At 62.3% G+C, this 19946-nt stretch carries 20 protein-coding genes and 1 pseudogene; 13 read left to right on the top strand and 8 right to left on the bottom strand.

Going from position 1 to position 19946, the window contains the following annotated elements:
* Positions 1 to 26 precede the first annotated feature (26 nt).
* A complete protein-coding gene (locus H1204_RS24150; RefSeq protein WP_180731077.1) occupies positions 27 to 884 on the bottom strand; it encodes a class I SAM-dependent methyltransferase in 858 nt (285 codons plus the stop codon).
* Positions 885 to 1192: 308 nt separating this feature from the next.
* Between H1204_RS24150 and H1204_RS24145 the strand changes: the two are divergent.
* From H1204_RS24145 to H1204_RS24130, 4 genes and pseudogenes are all read left to right on the top strand, one after another.
* A pseudogene (locus H1204_RS24145) lies at positions 1193 to 2400 on the top strand (efflux RND transporter periplasmic adaptor subunit).
* Positions 2397 to 3104, top strand: a complete 708-nt coding sequence (locus H1204_RS24140; protein ID WP_180731076.1) for an ABC transporter ATP-binding protein — start codon at positions 2397 to 2399, stop codon at positions 3102 to 3104. The pseudogene H1204_RS24145 and the gene H1204_RS24140 overlap by 4 nt, the downstream one beginning before the upstream one ends.
* 33 nt (positions 3105 to 3137) lie before the next feature.
* Complete coding sequence (locus tag H1204_RS24135) at positions 3138 to 4292, top strand: ABC transporter permease (protein WP_180731075.1); 1155 nt, start codon at positions 3138 to 3140, stop codon at positions 4290 to 4292.
* Positions 4293 to 4317: 25 nt separating this feature from the next.
* Entirely contained in the window at positions 4318 to 5484 is a 1167-nt protein-coding gene (locus H1204_RS24130) for an ABC transporter permease (RefSeq protein ID WP_180731074.1), read from the top strand.
* 31 nt (positions 5485 to 5515) lie between these two features.
* Here H1204_RS24130 and H1204_RS24125 read toward each other — a convergent pair whose 3' ends face one another.
* Positions 5516 to 5953: a YciI family protein gene (locus H1204_RS24125; RefSeq protein WP_180731073.1), complete on the bottom strand. Its 438-nt coding sequence runs from the start codon at positions 5951 to 5953 to the stop codon at positions 5516 to 5518.
* Positions 5954 to 6858: 905 nt separating this feature from the next.
* On the opposite strand from H1204_RS24125, the gene H1204_RS24120 reads away from it, so the two are divergent.
* The 6 genes from H1204_RS24120 to H1204_RS24095 all read left to right on the top strand — a co-directional run bounded on the left by H1204_RS24120 (position 6859) and on the right by H1204_RS24095 (position 12204).
* Positions 6859 to 8079, top strand: a complete 1221-nt coding sequence (locus H1204_RS24120) for a site-specific integrase (RefSeq protein WP_180731072.1) — start codon at positions 6859 to 6861, stop codon at positions 8077 to 8079.
* 473 nt (positions 8080 to 8552) lie between these two features.
* Positions 8553 to 8912, top strand: a complete 360-nt coding sequence (locus tag H1204_RS24115) for a hypothetical protein (protein WP_180731071.1) — start codon at positions 8553 to 8555, stop codon at positions 8910 to 8912.
* A 143-nt stretch (positions 8913 to 9055) separates the two neighbouring features.
* Positions 9056 to 9598 (top strand): hypothetical protein, encoded by a 543-nt coding sequence (locus H1204_RS24110; RefSeq protein WP_180731070.1) that lies wholly within the window; start codon positions 9056 to 9058, stop codon positions 9596 to 9598.
* Positions 9599 to 9839: 241 nt separating this feature from the next.
* Positions 9840 to 10169, top strand: coding sequence for a hypothetical protein (locus H1204_RS24105; RefSeq protein WP_180731069.1), 330 nt, complete (start codon positions 9840 to 9842; stop codon positions 10167 to 10169).
* 16 nt (positions 10170 to 10185) lie between these two features.
* Positions 10186 to 10572, top strand: coding sequence for a hypothetical protein (locus H1204_RS24100; RefSeq protein ID WP_180731068.1), 387 nt, complete (start codon positions 10186 to 10188; stop codon positions 10570 to 10572).
* Between the two features lie 219 nt (positions 10573 to 10791).
* Positions 10792 to 12204, top strand: coding sequence for a hypothetical protein (locus H1204_RS24095; RefSeq protein ID WP_180731067.1), 1413 nt, complete (start codon positions 10792 to 10794; stop codon positions 12202 to 12204).
* A 143-nt stretch (positions 12205 to 12347) separates the two neighbouring features.
* On the opposite strand, the gene H1204_RS24090 is transcribed toward H1204_RS24095, so the two are convergent.
* The 3 genes from H1204_RS24090 to H1204_RS24080 all read right to left on the bottom strand — a co-directional run bounded on the left by H1204_RS24090 (position 12348) and on the right by H1204_RS24080 (position 14458).
* On the bottom strand, positions 12348 to 12620 hold the full coding sequence (locus tag H1204_RS24090) for a superinfection immunity protein (protein ID WP_180731066.1): 273 nt from the start codon (positions 12618 to 12620) through the stop codon (positions 12348 to 12350).
* Between the two features lie 89 nt (positions 12621 to 12709).
* Positions 12710 to 13039, bottom strand: a complete 330-nt coding sequence (locus H1204_RS24085) for a hypothetical protein (protein WP_180731065.1) — start codon at positions 13037 to 13039, stop codon at positions 12710 to 12712.
* Between the two features lie 312 nt (positions 13040 to 13351).
* Positions 13352 to 14458 carry a phage major capsid protein gene (locus tag H1204_RS24080; protein WP_180731064.1) on the bottom strand — a complete coding sequence of 369 codons (1107 nt, stop codon included), beginning with the start codon at positions 14456 to 14458 and terminating at the stop codon, positions 13352 to 13354.
* Between the two features lie 398 nt (positions 14459 to 14856).
* On the opposite strand from H1204_RS24080, the gene H1204_RS24075 reads away from it, so the two are divergent.
* Positions 14857 to 15120: a hypothetical protein gene (locus H1204_RS24075; RefSeq protein ID WP_180731063.1), complete on the top strand. Its 264-nt coding sequence runs from the start codon at positions 14857 to 14859 to the stop codon at positions 15118 to 15120.
* A 381-nt stretch (positions 15121 to 15501) separates the two neighbouring features.
* Here H1204_RS24075 and H1204_RS24070 read toward each other — a convergent pair whose 3' ends face one another.
* A complete protein-coding gene (locus H1204_RS24070) occupies positions 15502 to 16428 on the bottom strand; it encodes a LysR family transcriptional regulator (RefSeq protein ID WP_180731062.1) in 927 nt (308 codons plus the stop codon).
* A 102-nt stretch (positions 16429 to 16530) separates the two neighbouring features.
* On the opposite strand from H1204_RS24070, the gene H1204_RS24065 reads away from it, so the two are divergent.
* Together H1204_RS24065 and H1204_RS24060 are read left to right on the top strand one after the other, a co-directional pair.
* Complete coding sequence (locus H1204_RS24065; protein WP_180731061.1) at positions 16531 to 17952, top strand: aldehyde dehydrogenase family protein; 1422 nt, start codon at positions 16531 to 16533, stop codon at positions 17950 to 17952.
* A 187-nt stretch (positions 17953 to 18139) separates the two neighbouring features.
* Positions 18140 to 18628 carry a hypothetical protein gene (locus tag H1204_RS24060; RefSeq protein WP_180731060.1) on the top strand — a complete coding sequence of 163 codons (489 nt, stop codon included), beginning with the start codon at positions 18140 to 18142 and terminating at the stop codon, positions 18626 to 18628.
* A gap of 25 nt (positions 18629 to 18653) precedes the next feature.
* Here the strand turns inward: H1204_RS24060 and H1204_RS24055 are convergent, their stop codons facing one another.
* Together H1204_RS24055 and H1204_RS24050 are read right to left on the bottom strand one after the other, a co-directional pair.
* Positions 18654 to 19190: a hypothetical protein gene (locus H1204_RS24055; protein ID WP_180731059.1), complete on the bottom strand. Its 537-nt coding sequence runs from the start codon at positions 19188 to 19190 to the stop codon at positions 18654 to 18656.
* A 107-nt stretch (positions 19191 to 19297) separates the two neighbouring features.
* Positions 19298 to 19645 (bottom strand): gamma-glutamylcyclotransferase family protein, encoded by a 348-nt coding sequence (locus tag H1204_RS24050; RefSeq protein WP_180731058.1) that lies wholly within the window; start codon positions 19643 to 19645, stop codon positions 19298 to 19300.
* Between the last annotated feature and the right edge of the window lie 301 nt (positions 19646 to 19946).

The raw sequence follows: 19946 nt of genomic DNA, 5'->3' as shown, positions 1-19946 counted from the left end.
CATGACGGCGCGCGGTCCATGAGCCTTCAGGTGGTCGCAACGAGAAACGCTTCACCCGTCGACGGCCTGAGTCCATCGGACCGGCCAGCGAAATAGCGCTCGACGAGATCGGCCGTCGACACATGCTTGACGTCCTTGAAACCCGCTTCACGCGCGAGCGTGAGCATCTCGACGGGCTTGAAGAAACTGACGAACGGCGTGCCCGCTGCCCGCGCGCGCTCGTAGACGAACTCATGTTGCGCGCGTTCGGAGGGATCGATCAGATCGAGCGGCAGAAGAAACGTCATTGCCAGCGTCGAGCCCGGCGCGAGTTTCGCGATCTGGCGCAGTGTCGCCAGATTCGCCTCGCGCGTCAGGTACATCGAGACACCCGTCGATGCGATCACGGCGGGCGCGCTCGCATCGAAGCCCGCGTCCGCGATCTGTTCCCACCACGACTGACCGGCTTCGAAATCGACGGGCACGAGGCGCAGCCAGTCGGGAATGCCGTAATCCAGTTCGAGCAGGCGCTCGCGCTTCCACGACGTCGCGCCCGGCCGATCGACTTCGAAGACGCGCAGCCGCGACGCGATGCGCGGCTTGCGCTGCGCGAACGTATCGAGACCCGCGCCGAGGATCACGTACTGACCGACGCCGCGATCGGCGTGCTCCGCCACCAGGTCTTCGATAAAGCGCGCGCGCCCCACGATCGACGCGCGATAGCCGCGCGTTCCCTGTGCATCCATGTCGGGACGTTCGCGCCAGCTTGCGTCGGGCGCGGCGAGCCGCAGACCGACTTCGTCGTCGAGCACATGCGGCGGCTCGTCGACCTGAACATGCATCGCGCGCCACAGCGCGACGCGTACGGCAGTGCTGTCCGCTGCGACAGGCTGTTTTTCTTCCATGATGCCTCCCTCGGAAATCGAACACCAACGGCCAGAATCTAAACCGTTAGCGCAGCTGCCTGTCAACACTTGCGCGATGCAGCGGATGCCTATCGCATACGCCGCACGCGACGCGAGGCACGAATCGTAAGCACTCCCGGCGTTTTGCGCGCAAGCACTGTGTCGTTGCAAGCGGGATGCCAGGCCCGTGCAGACGCGGGCAGGGCGCGGCGCTATACTGTGGACCCATTTACACACTATAAGTGGCCGGCGTGGGCGATGCGTCAAGACGCGTGACAGTATCAACCCTGCGGCAACGACATAAGAAATTGGCAGATCACGATCTGAAGCGGCTGAAAATCGACCGGCCAGCCGTCGCCACGGGTGGCCGCCGGCGCAACTGGATCGGCTACGGGGCGTCGCGCTGATCCTCGTCGTCGCGCTCGTCGTCGGCCTCAGGCTGGCCGGGCCGCAGACCGTCGAGACCACGACCGTGGTGTCGGCTTATCCGTCGCAAACCTATACGCTGCTCAACGCCACGGGCTATGTCGTGCCGCAGCGCAAGGCGGCCGTTTCGTCGAAAGCGCAGGGGCGCCTCGAATGGCTCGGCGTGCTGGAAGGCACGCGTGTCAAGAAAGACGAGATCATCGCGCGGATCGAAAGCAATGATGTCGAAGCGTCGCTTGCGCAGGCGAAGGCGCAGATCAAGGTCGCGCAGGCGAACCTCGCGCTGCAGCAGGCCGAGCTGGCGAACGCTGAGGTCAACTTGCGGCGCTCGAAAATCCTGGCGCCGAACGGCGCGATTCCCGCCACCCAATACGACGCCGATCTTGCGCGCTACGACAAGGCCGTGGCATCGATCGACAATAGCCGCGCCGCAATCGTGGCCGCGCAGGCGAACGCACAGGCCGCGCAGGTCGCCGTCGATCAGACTGTGATCCGCTCGCCGTTCGACGGCGTGGTGATCGAAAAGCACGCGAACGTCGGCGACAACATCACGCCGTTCTCGCAGGCCTCGGACAGCAAGGGCGCCGTGGTGACGATCGCCGACATGGACACGCTCGAAGTCGAAGCCGACGTCGCAGAATCGAATATCGGCAAGATCGCCGTGAACGCGCCCTGTGAGATCCAGCTCGACGCGTTGCCGGACATGCGCCTCGCGGGCAGCGTGTCGCGCATCGTGCCGACCGTCGACCGTTCGAAAGCGACGGTGCTCGTCAAGGTGCGCTTCGTCGATCGCGACGCGCGCGTGCTGCCCGACATGAGCGCGAAGATCGCGTTTCTGTCGAAGCCGGTGCCCCCCGAAGACCGCAAGCCAGTGGTCGCGGCGCAGCCGGCGGCCATCGTCGAGCGCGATGGGCGCAAGGTGACGTACGTCGTCAAGGACGACAGCGTGCGCGAAGTGCCCGTCACGACGGGCGCGACGCTCGGCGAACTGGTAGAAGTGAGCGGCGTGCGACCCGGCGACGTACTGGTACGCGCGCCGAACGAGCACATCAAGGACGGCGCCAAAGTCACCGTGGCGAAGAAACAGTGAGCGAGCCGATCCACGCAACGCCGCCGCTCGTCGATATCCGGCATCTCGTCAAGTCATACCGGCGCGGCGTGCAGACCGTGCCCGTGCTGTCCGACATCACGCTGGCGATCGGCGAAGGCGACTTCATCGCGCTGATGGGGCCGTCGGGCTCGGGCAAGAGCACGCTGCTCAATCTGATTGCGGGTATCGACCGGCCGGACGGCGGCGAGTTGCGCGTCGGCGGGCTGGACATCACGCGACTCAACGAATCCGCGCTCGCGCAATGGCGCGCGGCGCACGTCGGCTTCATCTTCCAGTTCTACAACCTGATGCCCGTGCTGACGGCGTTCGAGAACATCGAGTTGCCGCTGATGCTGACGCGCCTGACGCGCAAGGAGCGCCGCGAGCGCGTCTCCCTCGTGCTCGACATGGTGAATCTGGGCAATCGCGCGCATCATTACCCGTCTGAACTGTCGGGCGGGCAACAGCAGCGCGTCGCGATTGCGCGCGCACTGATCACCGACCCGACGCTGATCGTCGCCGACGAACCGACGGGCGACCTGGACCGCGCGTCCGCCGAAGAAGTGCTCGCGATGCTGCAGCGTCTGAACCGCGAACTGGGCAAGACGATCATCATGGTCACGCACGACGCGCACGCGGCGGGCGCGGCACGCGCGCTCGTGCATCTGGAGAAGGGAGAGCTGATCGATGGCACGGCTCGCTGAAGCGCGCGCGACAGAATCCGGGATCACGCCGCCATGTATCTGCTGAAGCTGATCACGCGTAACGCGCTGCGGCACAAGCTGCGCACGACGCTGACCGTGCTCGGCCTGATGATCGCCGTGCTCGCGTTCGGGCTGCTGCATACCGTGATCGACGCGTGGTATGCGGGCGCGGCGGCCGCATCGAATGCGCGGCTCGTGACGCGCAATGCGATCTCGCTGACGTTCCCGCTGCCGCTCAGTTACGAGAACCGTATTCGCGGCGTGGACGGTGTGACATTGGTTGCGCGCTCGAACTGGTTCGGCGGCGTTTACCGCGACCCGAAGAACTTCTTCGCGCAGTTCGCCGTGTCGGATAACTATCTCGACCTTTACCCTGAGTTCATTCTGCCCGCGCAGCAGCGCTCGGATTACGAGCGCGACCGCAAGGGCTGCCTGATCGGCAGGCAGCTTGCGACTACGTATGGCTTCAAGGTTGGCGACGTGATCCCCATCAAGGGGACGATCTATCCGGGCACGTGGGAATTCGTCGTGCGCGGCATTCTGGATGGCCGCGACGAATCGACGATTACGCGCCAGATGATCTTTCACTGGGACTATCTGAACGAATCCGTGCGCAAGATGCCGGGGCGGCGCGCGGATCAGGTCGGCGTGTATGTGCTCGGCATCGACAATCCTGATGATGCCGCCGCGATTTCCCGCAAGGTCGACAACGTGTTCAAGAACTCGCTCGCCGAAACGCTGACGGAAACCGAGCAGGCGTTTCAACTCGGCTTCGTCGCGATGTCGAATCAGATCATCGCGGCGATCCGCCTCGTGTCGTACGTGGTGATCGTCATCATCATGGCCGTGATGGCGAATGCGATGGCGATGAGCGCGCGCGAGCGCACCACCGAATACGCGACGCTCAAGGCGCTCGGCTTCGGGCCGGGTTTTCTCGCGATGCTGATGTTCGGCGAATCGCTGACCATCTGCACGTTCGGCGCGGGCCTCGGCATGCTCGCGACGCCGCCCGCCGCGAGCTTCTTCAAGCAGGCGACGGGCGGCGTGTTCCCGGTGTTCACCGTGTCGCGCGAGACGATGCTGCAGCAGGCTGCGTGCGCGCTCGTGGTCGGGCTGGCTGCTGCCATCATTCCGGCGCTGCAGGCGGCGCGCGTGCGGATCGTCGAAGGCCTGCGGGCGATCGGCTGAGTTCAACGCTAAAGGCAAGCACAACGTGGCCATCCCGCTTTCGTATATCGCCCGCAACCTGTGGACGCGCCGTCTGACCACGGCGCTGACGGCGGGCGGCCTCGCGCTGGTGGTGTTCGTGTTCGCGACGGTGCTGATGCTCGACGCGGGCCTCAAGAAAACGCTTGTTTCGACGGGCGAAGCGGACAACGTCGTCGTGATCCGCAAGGGCGCGGAAACGGAGGTGCAGAGCGCGATCGACCGCGGCCAGGCCAACGTGATCGAGATGCATCCTGCCGTGGCGATGGGCGGCGATGGCAAGCGGATGGCGTCGAAGGAATCTGTCGTGCTGATCTCGCTGCTGAAGCTCGGCACGGGCAAGCCGTCGAACGTGGTGATACGCGGCGTGTCACCTGCTGCGATGAGCTTGCGGCCGCAGGTGAAGCTCGCGACGGGGCGCATGTTTGCGCCGGGCTCGTCGGAGATCATCGTGGGCAGCAGCATCGCGAAGGGCTTCAGCGGCACGCAACTCGGCGAGCATCTGCGTTTCGCGCAGCGCGACTGGACGGTGGTCGGCACCTTCGATGCGGGCGGCAGCGGCTTCGATTCGGAAATCTGGGGCGACGTCGATCAGTTGATGCAGTCGTTCCGGCGCACCAGTTATTCGTCGATGGTGGTGCGCATCGCGGAGTCGGATCAGTTCGAGCGCTTCAGGGCCGATATCGATGTCGATCCGCGTCTCGCGGAGGAGGCGAAGCGCGAGCAGACGTTCTATAGCGATCAGTCGAAGGCGCTCTCGACGTTTCTCAACATCCTCGGCTTCACGCTGTCGACGATCTTTTCGATTGCCGCGATGATTGGCGCGATGATCACGATGTACGCTTCCGTCGCCAATCGCGTCGCCGAGATCGGCACGCTGCGCGCGCTCGGCTTCCAGCGGGCGAATGTGCTGGCCGCGTTTCTGATCGAGGCGGTGTTGCTGGGGCTCGTTGGCGGACTGGCGGGGTTGGGATGCGCAGCCTTCATGCAGTTTGCGTCGTTTTCCACGACGAATTTCCAGACCTTTGCGGACCTGTCGTTCCGGTTCATCCTGACGCCCGCGATTGTCGTGAAGACGCTGGCGTTTTCGATGACGATGGGGCTCGTCGGCGGCTTTTTGCCCGCGATGCGGGCGGCGCGTATGAATATCGTTGATGCGTTGCGTGCGCGGTGAGTTTGGTGCGTGCCGCCGACGGAGTTTGTCGTTACGTTGGCCTGTGCGTTTGCTGTTCGATCTCGGCGCGTAGGCGGTCTTCCTGCTCGCGTAGTTCGGGGGTGAACTCGTCGCCGAAATCTTCGGCCGAGAAGACCTGACGAATCTCGATTTCGGAATCGCCTTCCATGGGGTTCGGGCAGCGCCGGACCCATTCGACAGCTTCTTCCATCGATTTCACCTGCCAGAGCCAGAAGCCGGCGATCAGTTCTTTCGTTTCTGCGAACGGGCCGTCGATTACGGTTCGGTTTGCGCCTGAGAAGCGTATACGCTTGCCGCGTGAGCTTGGGTGCAGGCCTTCGCCTGCCTGCATGATGCCCGCCTTCACGAGTTCTTCGTTGTATTGGCCCATTGCTGCTAGCAACTCGGTGGTGGGCATCTTGCCGGCTTCTGAGTCGCTCGTTGCTTTTACGATTACCATGACGCGCATGTTTTTTCTCCTGTCTGACCTGGTTGGGACCGCGGAATGGCGGGTTTCATTTTTGACGACGGTTGAGGGTGGGGGGAATCGACAGCGTGGTTCGGTTTTTTTGCCTTTTGGGCGTTGGCGTTGCCGTTTGGGTATTTTGACCTTTTCGCTGGCATCCGCGATTTGTTAGCTTGCTTCAAGCGTCGCCCCTGTGCGGGGCGGCACCTACTTTTCTTTGCCGCCGCAAAGAAAAGTAGGCAAAAGAAAGCGGCTCACACCACCAACATTCTTCTTGCCTGAGGGCCCCAACCGGCCTTACGCTTCACACGGCAATCACGTGACTCATGTTCGTTGCCAACACTCTTGCGGTGCGCCTCACCCGCTTCACGCCCCCGCGTTGCGGCACGCAGTGTTAGATATTCCACGGCCGCCCAGGTGGCAAACTGTGTGTAGGCCCAAGTGCTCCGCACGCCTCACTTCGGAACAATAGCGCACGCGGGCCACCCTGTAAGAGCGCTACCCCATACGACGCGACAACCTACACACAGTTTGCCACCTAGGCGGCGCCAACCATTCGCTGCCGCTTGCCCGAGTACGGGTATTCGAAGCGGGTGAGGCGCTCATTCAAAGCGTTGGCAACGAACGTGAACAGAGGCGTTGCCGTATGAGGCGTAAGACCCTTTGAGGGCCCTCAGGCAAACACAAGAACTGGCGGTGTGAGCCGCTTTCTTTTGCCTACTTTTCTTTGCGGCGGAAACAGAAGCGGGCTATTCTCTGAGTGAGACTGATCGGGTCTGAGTGCCTTCAAAGCCTTGCCTGTAAAGGGTTTGATACAATTATCCCGATTCAATCTCGCTCAACTCAGTTCAAATCCGCTCAGAAAATGACGGGGGTAGAAACAGGGGTTGGGCCGAACGGGAGCCCTCATGCCACGCACTACCCATCGCCTGACCGCACAGGCAGTCAAATCCGTCGCCACACCCGGATGCTACGCCGACGGCGGTAACCTGCATTTGCAGGTATCACCCGCCCTGACGAAATCGTGGCTGTTCAAGTACACGCTGCATGGACGCAGTCGCGAGATGGGCCTCGGCAGTCTCAACGCCGTGCCATTGTCCGAGGCACGGGTGAAGGCCGGCGAAGCGCGCCGTCTGCTCGCAGCGGGCAAGGATCCGCTGGCCGAAAAGTCGAACGCGCGCAGGACCGCGCAGCGCGACGCCGACCTCAGGCTCACGTTCCTCGCGGCAGCCACACAGTACGTCGCGCTGCGTTCGCCTGACTGGAGCCAGAGCAACATCACCGCGTGGACGGGCTCGATCCGTCTGCACGCGAAGCCGCTGCTCGCGCTGGACGTGGCCACGATTGAAACTACGGACGTGCTGCGCACGCTCGAACCGCTGTGGATGAAAAAAAACGCGACCGCCGCGCAACTGCGGGGGCGCATCGAATCGATTCTTGACTGGGCGACGAGCCGTGGCAGCCGTCAGGGACCGAACCCGGCAAGATGGGACGATCATCTGCAACACCTGCTCCCTGCCGCGAAGGCTGCTACGACGCATCGCGCCGCACTTCACTGGACGGCGATGCCCGCGCTGATGGCGCGACTGCGCGCCGACACCAGTCCCGCCGCGCCTCTGTTGATGTATCTCGCACTCACGGGCGTGCGCTCGCGTGAGGCGGGCGGTGCGACGTGGAAGGAAATTGACCTCGACAGCCGCACGTGGCGCGTGCCGGGTCCACGCATGAAAGGCCGCAAGGAACATTGGGTGCCACTTAGCGATCAGGCAATCGAGTTACTCAAAGCCTTGCCCGGTGCTCACCGGGCCGATGACCTTGTGTTCATGTCCGCGAAGGGCAAGGAAATCAGCGGGACCGTGCTGCGGGACACGCTGTCCGCGATCGCCGGGGATCTGGGCGAATGCACGCCACACGGTCTGCGTTCAAGCCTGCGCACGTGGATCAGCGAGACGACCGCGACGCCATCCGATGTCGCTGAAAGCGTGCTGGCGCACGACTCGCGTGGCGACGTCCGGAAGGTCTACGAGCGGACGCGGTTTTTCGAGCAGCGCGTGCCACTGATGCAGCGCTGGGCCGACTTCCTTGACTCCCCCGCCGCCGACGTGCTGCCATTCACGGCGGCGCGCTAAACGCGGCTGTCATCGCAGCGGGGCGTTGCGCGCCCCACGCATAAGAAATAACAATTTTCATCTACGCGATCCGCTGCGCGTACAACAGGTCGCTCGTTGAACCCTCGTTCAATAGCATTAGACACATTAGACACATTAGACACGTTAGACGCGTTAGACGCGTTAGACGCGTTAGACCACTTCCGGGAACGCATTGCGACCGGTCGCCTCGTTCACACACCATACGACGGCATCCAGGCTACATGCCGTCTCGCGTAGCGTGATTGTTACTTTGGGTTCAAGGAAACCGGGTTCATCGTAAGTCATTGGAAGATGACGTTCCGCTGTTCACGACCGGGTCACAACCGTCAGCCCTTGGAATTTCCTTCTCGTGGCGGCCGCAACCACCCGCTTGAAAGACGCCCACACCGGCTCTAATCTTTGCACAACGCAACAGAACAAAGTGCTGCACATCAACGTGCAGGGAGAGAGCCATGAGTGAACCGCAAGCCACTACCCAGAGGCGCAGACCGGGACGTCCGCGCAAGCCTCGTGCAGAAAATGCACCGCCAGCCATGTCCGCTGAAGCGACGGGCACCAGCGCGCTGACCGATGACGACCTCACGCTGATCGATACCGGCGAGACGATGGCCATGCTTGGCGGCATCTCGATTGCGACGCTCTGGCGTCTGATTGACAGCGACCCGGAATTCCCCGCGCCGATTCGCCTGCGCGGCAAGTACCGGTACTGGATGCGCGGTCCCATGCGCGCGTACGTGCGCATGCGTGCCGAACAGGCGGAGCGCGAGAAGCGCGAGCGCTTCGCGGCGAAGGCGGCAGCGCGCACCCGGTAAGGTCCCGCCATGCCCACACATGAAAACGCCCGCCGTGGCGCAGCGGGCGCGGATTGCATCGCACAACTATCGAACGTACCTGACGGCACGCGAGGCCAGCATAAGCCACGCCGTCGCTGTTCGCAAGCCATGCGGGGGCAGTCATGAGCGCCGGTCGCAAGGTGGATGCGGAGAACCCGAGCGCAGCCGAGTTGATCATCCGCGCGGCAGAGGATCATGCGCCGGACGCCAACAGGATGCTGGTGCTTGTCCGGCTCGGGCGACTTGTGAAGGACGACGATTGCCTTGTGTACCCGTCCGTCGAATGGGTCGCACATCATACGCGGCTCGGCGTCGCCACAGTCGAACGCATCTTCGCCGAATTGCGCAAGTTCGACATCCTGCAATGGACCGGCGACGTAATCGGGAAAATGGGCACGAAGGTTTATCGGATACAGGCTGAACGCATCGCCGCTGCCTACCCGCCACCCGAACCGTGGGAAGAACGTCAGGCGCGGAGTCAGGCACGCTTCAGGACAATCCGCGAAAAGTACCGCGCGAAGCACAGCGACGCACCCTCACACAGAGGGAGCGTGGACAGCGACGCACCCTCACACAGAGGGAGCGTCACGGGCGCGAACGGCTCGACGCTCCCTCATGGTGAGGGTCACGCTCCCTCACGGCGAGGGTCACGCTCCCTCAAATGACCCTCCACGCTCCCTCACCGTGAGGGACAAGGGTTTAAAGCAGGGTTTACAGCATGGTTTAAAAGCAGGGGAATATTCAGGGGCCCTCATCGCCGGGCCGGCTAGTCGCGCCGCACACGCCCCGTGTGCGGTTACGGCTTCAACTTCACCACCGACGGTCGCAGTACCTACGCGCGCGAGCGGTGAGCATGTGCAGCAACAGCGCGTTTTGCAACGCGCTGCGCAAAAAGAGGGTGGGCGGATGACGAATGGATCGGGGCAGGCGACCGTCGACGAATTGGTTGCAGCGTTCCGCTCACTCTGCGACGAGGGACTGTGTAGTTGGATGGCCAGCAAGGTCGAACTGGGCACCCTGCGCCAACACCTCGGGGAACTGATCCGACACGGCGCAACTGCCCGTACGGTGCGCGAAGCCTATCCGGTGGCGAAGGCGCGTCTTGCGAAAAACAGGCGTCCCAGCGGGGCCGCGATCGCGCGAGCCATGTACGACATCACGGAAGGCCGCAAGCCCGAGCCCGCCCAGCCCGAAGTCGTGAGCATTCCCGACCCAGGCAGTTCCACGATGCACTGACCGCAGGAGAGACATCATGACCAGCCCCATCGACGATCCCGAAGCGCCTGCCACGTTGCGCGCGGCGTGCCAGTTGCTCACCTTCGCGCAGGTTCACCGGACAGTCCCGTACACGGGACCCGCTGAAGGCATGCGCGCGTTCTGTGCCGGGACGTTCGCCGCCCTGCACGCGGTGATGGCCGACGCCTCCCAGTTCGAGGCGTTCGGGTGCTTCGTGCTCGGCTTGTGCGAGGAGCACGGCAGCCTCACGGCAGCGCAGGCGAGGCGTGAGCGCAGAGCGAAGGCCGGTCGGCGACGCGCGGCCTGCGCGGGCGTCCGCACGCTCGTCGACATCCTCGATGCCTTCGAGTCTACGGGTGGCGGCGGACAGGACGCAGGCACCACGAGCATCACCGTGCATTGAGGTCAATGCACTTTCCCGAGGTCCGGGCCTGAGGTTTCGTGCGCGGCGCGTCATGGGATAGACTTGCGGTCGATCACTGATAGCGGGCTGTGGGACCAACTCGGAAGCACGACGTGTTTGTCGTTTTCTCACAAACTCCCTTCCGCCGCTCGACCTAGTTTCCGATGCTGAAGTGAAACGCAGCACTAGTGGAGTAGTCCTTTTTGGAGCGAATGATCTATGTTGGCGGATCCCTACGGTAGACCGACAGGCTCGACAGCAGCCGAACTGGCAACCGATTCATTTTTTCACGCCGTGGAGGCGTGGCTGAGCGACGGCTACTACCTGGATCAGCGAATCATTGCTCGGTCGAATGGGGAGCCAAACCACATTTGGGCCGCATCCGTTGCACTCTTTCCACTGAAGCCGCCAAACGACTACACAGTATCTGTGCGGGCCGATGGTCTGATAGTTGAGCAAATTCAAAAGCAACTCGAACACAAACACGAAGCTGTGCAGATACTGAGAGACGCAGCGGCTGGAACCCTTCGGTTTGGCAGCGGTGATTCAGTCGCGTTCGAAAAGGGTACGCGAACGGTGACATCGGAAAACGGCCGGGATCAGTGGTTCTTCCAGCCGCACTTGTCCGTGCAGTCGTTCCCTTATATCAACGACTTCTCTGTACAGGAACTGGCGCTGCTCGACAATAAGTTACGGTTGGCAGAGCCGCCATTCGATGGGTTGAACGATGTGGCAGGTTGGTTCGGCCTCAATCTGCCGGTAAACAGCAAGGGCTCTCCATATATCGATTTGCGAGTTAGTCCACCCGTAGACATATCGTTTCTCGAACTCTCGGACGACAAACTAAAGATCGAGCTTAAGGCCGTTCCAAGTTTCGATCCGAGCGGGGTGCGATTAGCTCTACGTGTTGTCCCGGGCATCGGAGTTGCACGCATGCAAGTTGCGGATCGCCTGAAGTGGACCGGCGTCGAAGGTTTCCTGCAGGCTGTCGCTGAGATCGACGTCGTCAATGCCGATGCCGTACTTGTCGTTCTTATGATAGGCCCGGCCATGGTTCGCCGGCAGTTCGTATCTGATCCAGCCAAAGCTCGAAATCAGAGGCTGCTCACGTTTCGCACCTTTGATCCCAACCTCAAGCAAATGCGCAAGGCGCTCTTGGAAGAAGACGGAAGAAAGTTCGAAACTGGAGTCGCGGCCCTGTTGTTCACTCGCGGATTCACTTCTGTTCAACCGTTAGAAACGGACGCTCCAGATATCGTTGTCACTACAACGAGCGGTCGACTGGTTCTCATCGAATGCACGATCAAGGTCAGTGACGTCAGTGCGAAGATAGGGAAGCTTGTGGATCGCCGCGCCGAGCTTGAAACGGCGCTGAAACGAAGCGGGCACGTGACGACTGTAATCGCGATGCTCGTATGTCGGCAGCCGAAAGCCAACCTCGATGCCAATATCGACGCTTTTGCGAAGTCGAACAGAGTCCTCGTGGCTGCACAGGAAAATATCCAGTGGCTCCTGGACAATGAAGCCAAGTTTCCTCTCGACCCGGATGGCGCATTTGATGAAGCGCTGCAACTTATTGCGGCATCAAACACGATGAAACCAGATTGGACGAACAACGAGCATCAAGTCTGATCTGTGCTCGTTCAACGGACATCGCGCGGCTTTCCTGCGGCCCGCCGCGCCGGGGGGCCGGATGCGCGCCGCGCGTGGTGAACGGCGCACGCAAGAGGGTCAGACTGACTTCAGGCGGGCGTGGCGTTGCAGGACATGTTGAGCTATGCCCGAAACGTCGGTTCGTGTCGCGCCTGTACGTCGCCAGCCAGTGGCGGCTCCTGGTTCCGTTGATTCATGAGCGACCAGACAAGCGCGATGGTCCAGCCAAGAAATGTCCAGCCCAAAAGAATGTTCAGCGCGAAGATGGCGGCTAAGTGGTGGTGGTCGCGAAGCGCAGCCACCACGGACGGCACGAAGTGGAGCACCACCAGCACCGCCACTACAAGTGGCCAATTTGCCACCAGCAAGTGCAACCAATAGCCCGAATGTTCCATGATGCGTTCCCTGTGCCCGATGCGCACCGGGCGGTGTCGATGCTCGTTCGGTTCCGCGTCGTTCGACGCTTTCCCGCCGATTCCGTTGATTACAAGCTCCCCGCGCTGTTCGTGTTTCTGCTTACGTACGCGCGGCCGGCGGGCGTCAGCGAAAAATTCGCAGACGGGTACTGCCTGATCTGGGATTCGTCGTCATACCGCACATAGACCCAAGGGTCATCGATCGTATAGCAGCCACCTCCGAGGACGTTGCCACCCGCGCCAGTGACATAGATACGGCGGCCAGTCGCGCAATTGCCAACGACATCGGTCAGTACGATCAGTCCGTTATCACGGTTACTCATAATTGCGATATCGGAAGCGTGGACGGCGGGCGCGGTGAGCGCCGCGGCCAGCAGGAAAACGACGAACTTCTTCATGGCGAACTCCAAAACAAGCGTCAATCAATCGCGCAGAAGATGTCGATGTCATCGGGATGATTTCCTGCACTTCGAACACCTTGTGACGGATGCAATCGCGACGAGAGTTGAATGGACGTAAGACATTTCGCTCTCAATTGATTTGCGTCATTGCACGCTTCAAATGGTAGAGCCGCACGGTCGTTCACATATGCGGTCACTTGTCGCATTAGAGCGCTTAATCGACGTGAACTGATCTGGCATGAAAAAGGCCCGCCGACGATGAGGCGGGCCAAGGAGCACGCCACCGGCATCAGCCGATGGGGCATGGACTCAGGCTGACTTCGATACTGTCGCGAGTGGCGTGGTCGGTACGAGCGGGCCATATAGGCACAGCGAATTTCGCTGCACAACTAGTGCCATGCGGGCCTCGACGAGCGTCGTGACAAGGTTCTTGCGGAAGTTGTCCATGTCTTCGCGCGAGACTTCAACCACGACGTCGTTCCGCAAAGCGATGTAGCAGCCCTCCGGCGTGCCGCAGGCAACGAAATTGCCGGTCGGCACGGCGCTGCATGGCACGAGCACCGCGCCGATCATCGCGAGCAGGTTCGTACCGGGTGAGATGACGTACTCGCCGGTCGTCGACTTCACTAGCATCGTCGCGAGATAGTCGGCAATGCTGATGCCGATCACGACCTTGCTCGCACCGTTCGCGCGCAGCGTGACGACCGTGCTGATCATCGTGTCGAGGCCGATCGACCCAGCGGCGGGCACCCACGGTGTGGATGCGCTCACGAGTCCGTTCATGTGCGGCGCGACGCCCGTGTCGTTAATGACCTCGTCATCGATCTTCGCATCCAGCCCGTTGCGCATCTCGCCGTCCAGATACAGCGCGAACGCCGCGCTGTCTTCCATCAGCTGCCGCGAGCATAGCGCCCAGAACGCAACGGTTGCGACCGGCACTGTCGCGGGGCCATACGAAAGCGCCGCCTCGGGCTTCAGTTGACCCTCGGCGACGGCATCGGCACCCGGCGCACCACCCGGCGTCGCGGTCACGGTCTCGATCGCATTGCTGCTCGTGGGGCGGTTCCACAGCGCGCGCCAGAAGCGCGGCACGGGAAGCGACCCTGCGACCTGAAAGTCTGGCGGCACCGGGAAGCCCGTCGCCGGATTGCCCACGTTCGAGAGGATCGCGGCCTTCAGGTCGTACGGTACCTCCGTGCGTACGACACGGCCATCGCCATTCTTCCAGCGTTCAAGCATGTCGCTTTTTGTCACCAGTGCGCCGAGACCTTCGCCGCCACTGCCGTCGCCGTGCCATTCGCTCCTGCCCGCGTACTTCTGCGCGAGGTCGATCAGGTTCGTCTCAATCCGCTGGACGCGCTCGTCGTACTTGCCGAACGTCTCCGCCAGCGCCTTCTTGATTTCGGTCATGTCCATCTTTTGGACTCCTTGCTTCCTCCTGCATATCGGCACGTTTCGGACGTCGTGGTCAGGTTCTGCATCGCGCAGAGCCACGGCGCGCGGCCAGCGCGTCACCCGCAACACGGTTGACCTGCATCACGCAGGCAGAGCGCACGGACAGGGGTTTCGCCGTTGCACACATCATTCGCGCGGCAGGGTCGGGCGTCAAGACACCCCCGGGACTCTAAAGTGCGCGCACAAAGATAAATGGTTTGGCGGGATGCTTCGTCGACCCGGTCTGGACTTTTGACCCGCCCTCCCGTCACCCCTCACGGGTGCTCAGTTTTGAGCCTTCATCGGACTGCCTTCACAAACGGGTACACTTCCTGTAGACGGATTGTCGGGCGTCTGTCGGTTTGGAATCAGGTGCGCAGATGAAAAGAACCTACAAGTACAAAGACTTCGAGGTGACCGTCGAGACTGAGCCAGTGTGGCAGCCCTCGGGCAACGTCACCTTATTGGCTCCGCTCGGCTTTATCGCAGTCGTGTACATCGGAAAGATCGGCGCAAGTCGCACTACGGTCGGACCAATGCGCCTCACGGCTGATAGTCAGAAACCGTTCGCCACAGAAGCAGAAGCGCTTATGACTGGCTTCAGTGCAGGCCAGCGGATAGTCGACGATACGCTCCTGCCTTGATTTATCCTCCGGCAACCCGGGAAATCCGCGCGCTGACGGGCTCGCGCCGGGTCGCTGCTATGCTCACACCCGCGCACGGCACGAACGGCGTACGCGAATTTTAAAAAATTCGGCGTTGCGGGCGGTCAGCAGCAATCAGGACGGGGGTAGGGACATGGGTTGCGGGCGCGCAATTTCTCCGGAAACCCCGTCTGACAAGCATCACAGCGGGACGCTTGCATTCGCGGCGGCAAAGAAAAGTAGGTGCCGCCCCGCACAGGGGCGACGCTTGAACCACGCTAACAAAACGCGGATGCCAGCGCAAAAGCAAATAACCCAACCGCATCGCGAACACCATCAAAAAAAGCGCAACCACCACCCAGCCGTCGCAGACCAAAACCCCTACTTCTTCCGTTTGCCCGCAGCATCCCGGCGCTGCAAATCCGCGGATTCCCGAATCATGGCGATAAGCGCCCGCAGCCCAGCGGGCACATGCCTCCGCCCAGGATAATAAAGACACAACCCATCCAGCGGCGGCGTCCAATCCTCTAGCACACGAACCAGCGTCCCTGACTGGAGATCCTCGGCCACCGTCCACTCGGACAAGTAAGTAAGCCCAACCCCAGCCCGCGCAGCGCTCAACATCAAACCGGACTCATCGAGCGTCAACGCACCCTTGCCATCGACCCGCACCATCTCCCCATGCCGCTCGAACTCCCACTGATAGATCGTGCCACTCGGCATACGAGTCCGAATACAACGATGCTGACTCAACTCGTCAGGCGTACGCGGCGCCCGATGCCGCGCAAAATACGCCGGACTTCCGACCACGGCAAAGCGCTGCTTATCCCCGAATGGCACAGCGATCATGTCCTGCGGCACCGTCTCCGCAAGCCGAATCCCCGCATCGAACCCCTCAACCACAATATCGATCAGCCGGCCTTCAGTAACGATATCGAGCTTCATCTCCGGATAGCGCTCAAGGAACGCAATGAAAACAGGCATCGCCTGATGCGCAGCCCCCACGGCCGTGTTGATCCGCAACGTGCCGCTCGGCGTGTCGCGAAAGCTGCCCGCCTGCTCCAGCGCGACGCGGATCGTCGACAGCGCGGGCGCCACGCTGTCGACAAACTGCGCGCCCGCTTCCGACAGCGACACGCTGCGCGTCGTGCGATTGAAGAGCCGCACGCCGATGCGCGCTTCGAGCGCCGCCACGGAATGGCTCAATGCCGAGGTCGAGACGCCCATTTCGTTCGCGGCGGCGCGGAAGCTCCGGTGACGCGCAACAGCCAGCACCGCTTCGAGTTCGCTCAGGCCGGTGGTCTTCATTATCCTGTTTTGCTCAATAGGTCATGTCCGATTGTACGACTAGTCGCGTCAATCAGGCGCCGCTATCTTTATGGCACTGAAGGCAAGTCAAGGGATACGCAGATGCACACAATCGACACGATCTATATCGACGGCGCATTCGTCAGGCCGCACGGCGACGAATGGTTCGACCTTTTCAACCCTGCGACCGAGCGCGTGATCGGCCGCGTGCGCCTTGCGGACGCGAAGGATGCGCGCGATGCAATCGCGGCGGCGAAGCGCGCGTTTCCGGCGTTTTCACGCACCAGCAAGCGCGCGCGCATCGACATGCTCAAGCGCATGCATGCCGCCGTCGTTGCGAAAGAGGACGTGCTTTACGAGGCGATCGTCGAAGAGTACGGCGCGCCCGTGTCGCGCGGCCGCTGGATGGCGCAACACGCGAGCAACGTGCTGATCGAAGCGGCAAAGGTGCTGGAGCAGTACGAGTTCACGCGCCGCGCCGGCACGGCGGAAGTGGTGATGCAGCCGCTCGGCGTCGCGGGACTGATCACGCCGTGGAACAGCAACGCGGGCTTCATCTGCGGCAAGCTTGCGGCCGCGCTGGCGGCGGGCTGCTCGGCTGTCATCAAGCCGAGCGAAATGAGCGCGCTGCAGACGCAGATCGTCACGCAGGCGCTCCACGAAGCGGATTTGCCGCCGGGCGTGTTCAACATCGTGACGGGACGCGGCGATTCCGTCGGTGCGCAGATCAGCTCGCATCCGGATGTCGCGAAGATTTCGTTCACGGGATCGACGGCCGTCGGCAAGACGATTCTGCGCACGGGCGCCGATACGCTCAAGCGCGTGACGCTGGAACTGGGCGGCAAGTCGCCCACCATCGTGCTCGACGACGCGGACTTCGAGCAGGTCGTGCCGCTCGCGATCAACGCGGGCTTCATGAACAGCGGGCAGGCGTGCATCGCGGGTACGCGTATTCTCGTGCCGCGCCAGCGTCTCGCGGAGTTCGAGGCGCGCGTGCGCGACGAAGTGGCGTTGGCGCGATCGGGTGATCCGCGCGATCCGCGCACGACCGTCGGCCCGATGGTCAGCCAGAAGCAGTGGGAGCGCGTGCAGCGCTATATCGGCATCGGCATCGACGAGGGCGCGCGGCTGATCGCGGGCGGCGAAGGGCGTCCCGATGGTCTCGAGGCTGGCTGGTTCGTGCAGCCGACCGTCTTCAGCGACGTGACCAACGACATGGCGATCGCGCGCGAGGAAATCTTCGGACCGGTGCTGTCGATCATCGCGTACAACGACACCGAAGAAGCCATCAAGATCGCCAACGACACGAACTACGGCTTGCAGGCGTACGTGTTCGGGCAGGACAAGACGCGCGCGCGCGAAGTGGCGTCGCGCATCGAGGCGGGACGGGTGCTCGTCAACACGCTGGCGCATGAGCCGGCTGCGCCGTTTGGCGGATTCAAGCAGTCGGGTATTGGACGCGAGTACGGCACATACGGCATCGAAGCGTTTCTCGAGCCGAAGGCGTTGCTCGGTGTGCTGTAAGCGCGTCGTGACGCCTTGAGCGTGGCGGTGAAGGACAGGGTGTCTTTCACCGCCTTTCTTTTGCTGGCTCGTGTTAGCGAAGGACGATCGCCATGCGCCGAGCCCGGACGGAGCACGCCGCCCGCTGATGCTCACGATCGACCCAGCACGCATGTGATATGTGAAAGCCCGCGTAAGCGAGCCCTTTGTGGCGAGCCTCCCATCGCGTGGGGCGCGTTGTTATCGTTTCGGCATCTTCATTACTGCAACGGCAGCCGCCGTTCTGCCGATCGCCATGATCTCGCTCAAACGCCTCTCTCTTTTCGCCGCGCTCGTCGCGCTGACGTCCGCCGCTCACGCGCAAGTTCCGCCTTCGTCCGATCTTCCGCCGTCGCACGATGGCCCTGCTCACGACGGTCCGCCGCCGCATGGTCCGGGCTTCGCGGCCATCAACGATCTCGAACATCTGCAGCGTCTCTACGACATGAGCGGGCGCGATGCCGAAATGAACGCGGTCTATCACGACGTGCTGTCGAAGACCCACGATCCGGCGCTGCGTCACTATGTGTATGTCGCGTTGGCACGCAACCAGTTGAAGCCCGCCAACGTCGATCAGGCGATCGACACGATCCGCAAGAGCCTCGACGAAGATATCGACACGCTCGACAAGCAAGCGGCGCTGCGGCCGAAGCGCTGACGCCTGTCTCTGCACGCTGCCGGCATCACGCGAGCAGCGAGATCAATCCGCCGATCGTCAGCCCTGCCGCGAGCCACTTGCCTGCGGTGTAGAAGCTGTTGCGCTCGTCCTGCGGCTGGTCCGGCCGCTCCAGTCCCAAGGCGCCATAAGCGAATGCCTTCACCGGCGAGACGGTGGCGGGGCTTGCTTCTGTGCCGCCCGTAGCATCGTCCGTTGCGCAGGGATCGGCGATGTCGCTGTCGGTAACGGCGGAGTCCGGCGTGTCGGTGTCCGTATCCGTTTCCGTATCCGTGCCTGTGCCAGTGGATGCCGTCGCCGTCCGGGCATTCGCCTGATCTGTAGTCTGCGCACGCGAAGCCGCCGCCGCGCCTTCGGGCGAAATGCTGACCGTGACGCCCGGCTGCGCGGGCTTCGTCGCAGCGTCCTGTTTCCCTACGTTTTGCGCAGCGCCGATCACGTTGTTCGCCGCAGACTGCGCCGCTTGCGCGGATGCTTCGCCGGACACGGAAGCGAGGTGCGTCGACGGCGTCGTCGCCGTCCCATATCCGACACTGCTTACCATTGCACGCCTCCTTCAGTCGCGAATTCCAGTTGCACTGATGGCGCTAACGTCCAGTTGCACGCGCAACTTGAGGTCTCGTAAGGCCCGGTAAGCAAACCGGGCACGCGTCATGCGGCGATATACACCCACGCATCGATGCCGGACTTCAGCGTGACGAGCACACGCCTGTAGTCCGACACCTCGTATTCGTCGGCGGCGAGCAGCTCCTGATGGGTGATTTCGAAGACCGTGCCCGCCACTTCGTCGGCGGGATTGGCGCTCGGACGCACCACGGGATGGTGAGTCTTTCCGCTGATCTCCACGACCTTCGGATCGCCGATGGTGAGCAGCGTCTGCGCATAGCCGGGCAACGCGTCGGGACGGCCGGCGAGTTCGCGGCCGAAGCTGGAGATCTGCACGTTGCGATCCTGCAGCGTGCCGTACGAGAAGAGGTAAACGATGTCAGGCGTGTTCAAGTGACGCTCCTCGATTCGATTCGAAAAGCGAAAGTCTACCGTCGCGGCCTGATACGCGCCTGCGACCGTCGCGGCGACACGTTGGAAATTCACGGAGCGAAAAATCTTCCTCAACCATCATGCGCTCGACGGATAGGCCGTGCTGGTTGGCTATCGGTGGAGGGGCTGTTCAGAGAAAAGCTGGATGCGGGCGAGTGCTTCTCTACTACGCGCGGACGCTGCTGCTCAGGTGTCGTTGTAGGTGCAACATAAAAGCCCGAACGCTTTGGCGTTCGAGCCTTTTTGCTTTAACGCTTCGTTT

The organism is Paraburkholderia sp. PGU19 (assembly GCF_013426915.1).
Classification (GTDB): Bacteria; Pseudomonadota; Gammaproteobacteria; order Burkholderiales; family Burkholderiaceae; genus Paraburkholderia.
The sequence above is the reverse complement of the archived record's forward strand: the minus strand, read 5'-3'. Positions and strand labels throughout refer to the sequence as shown.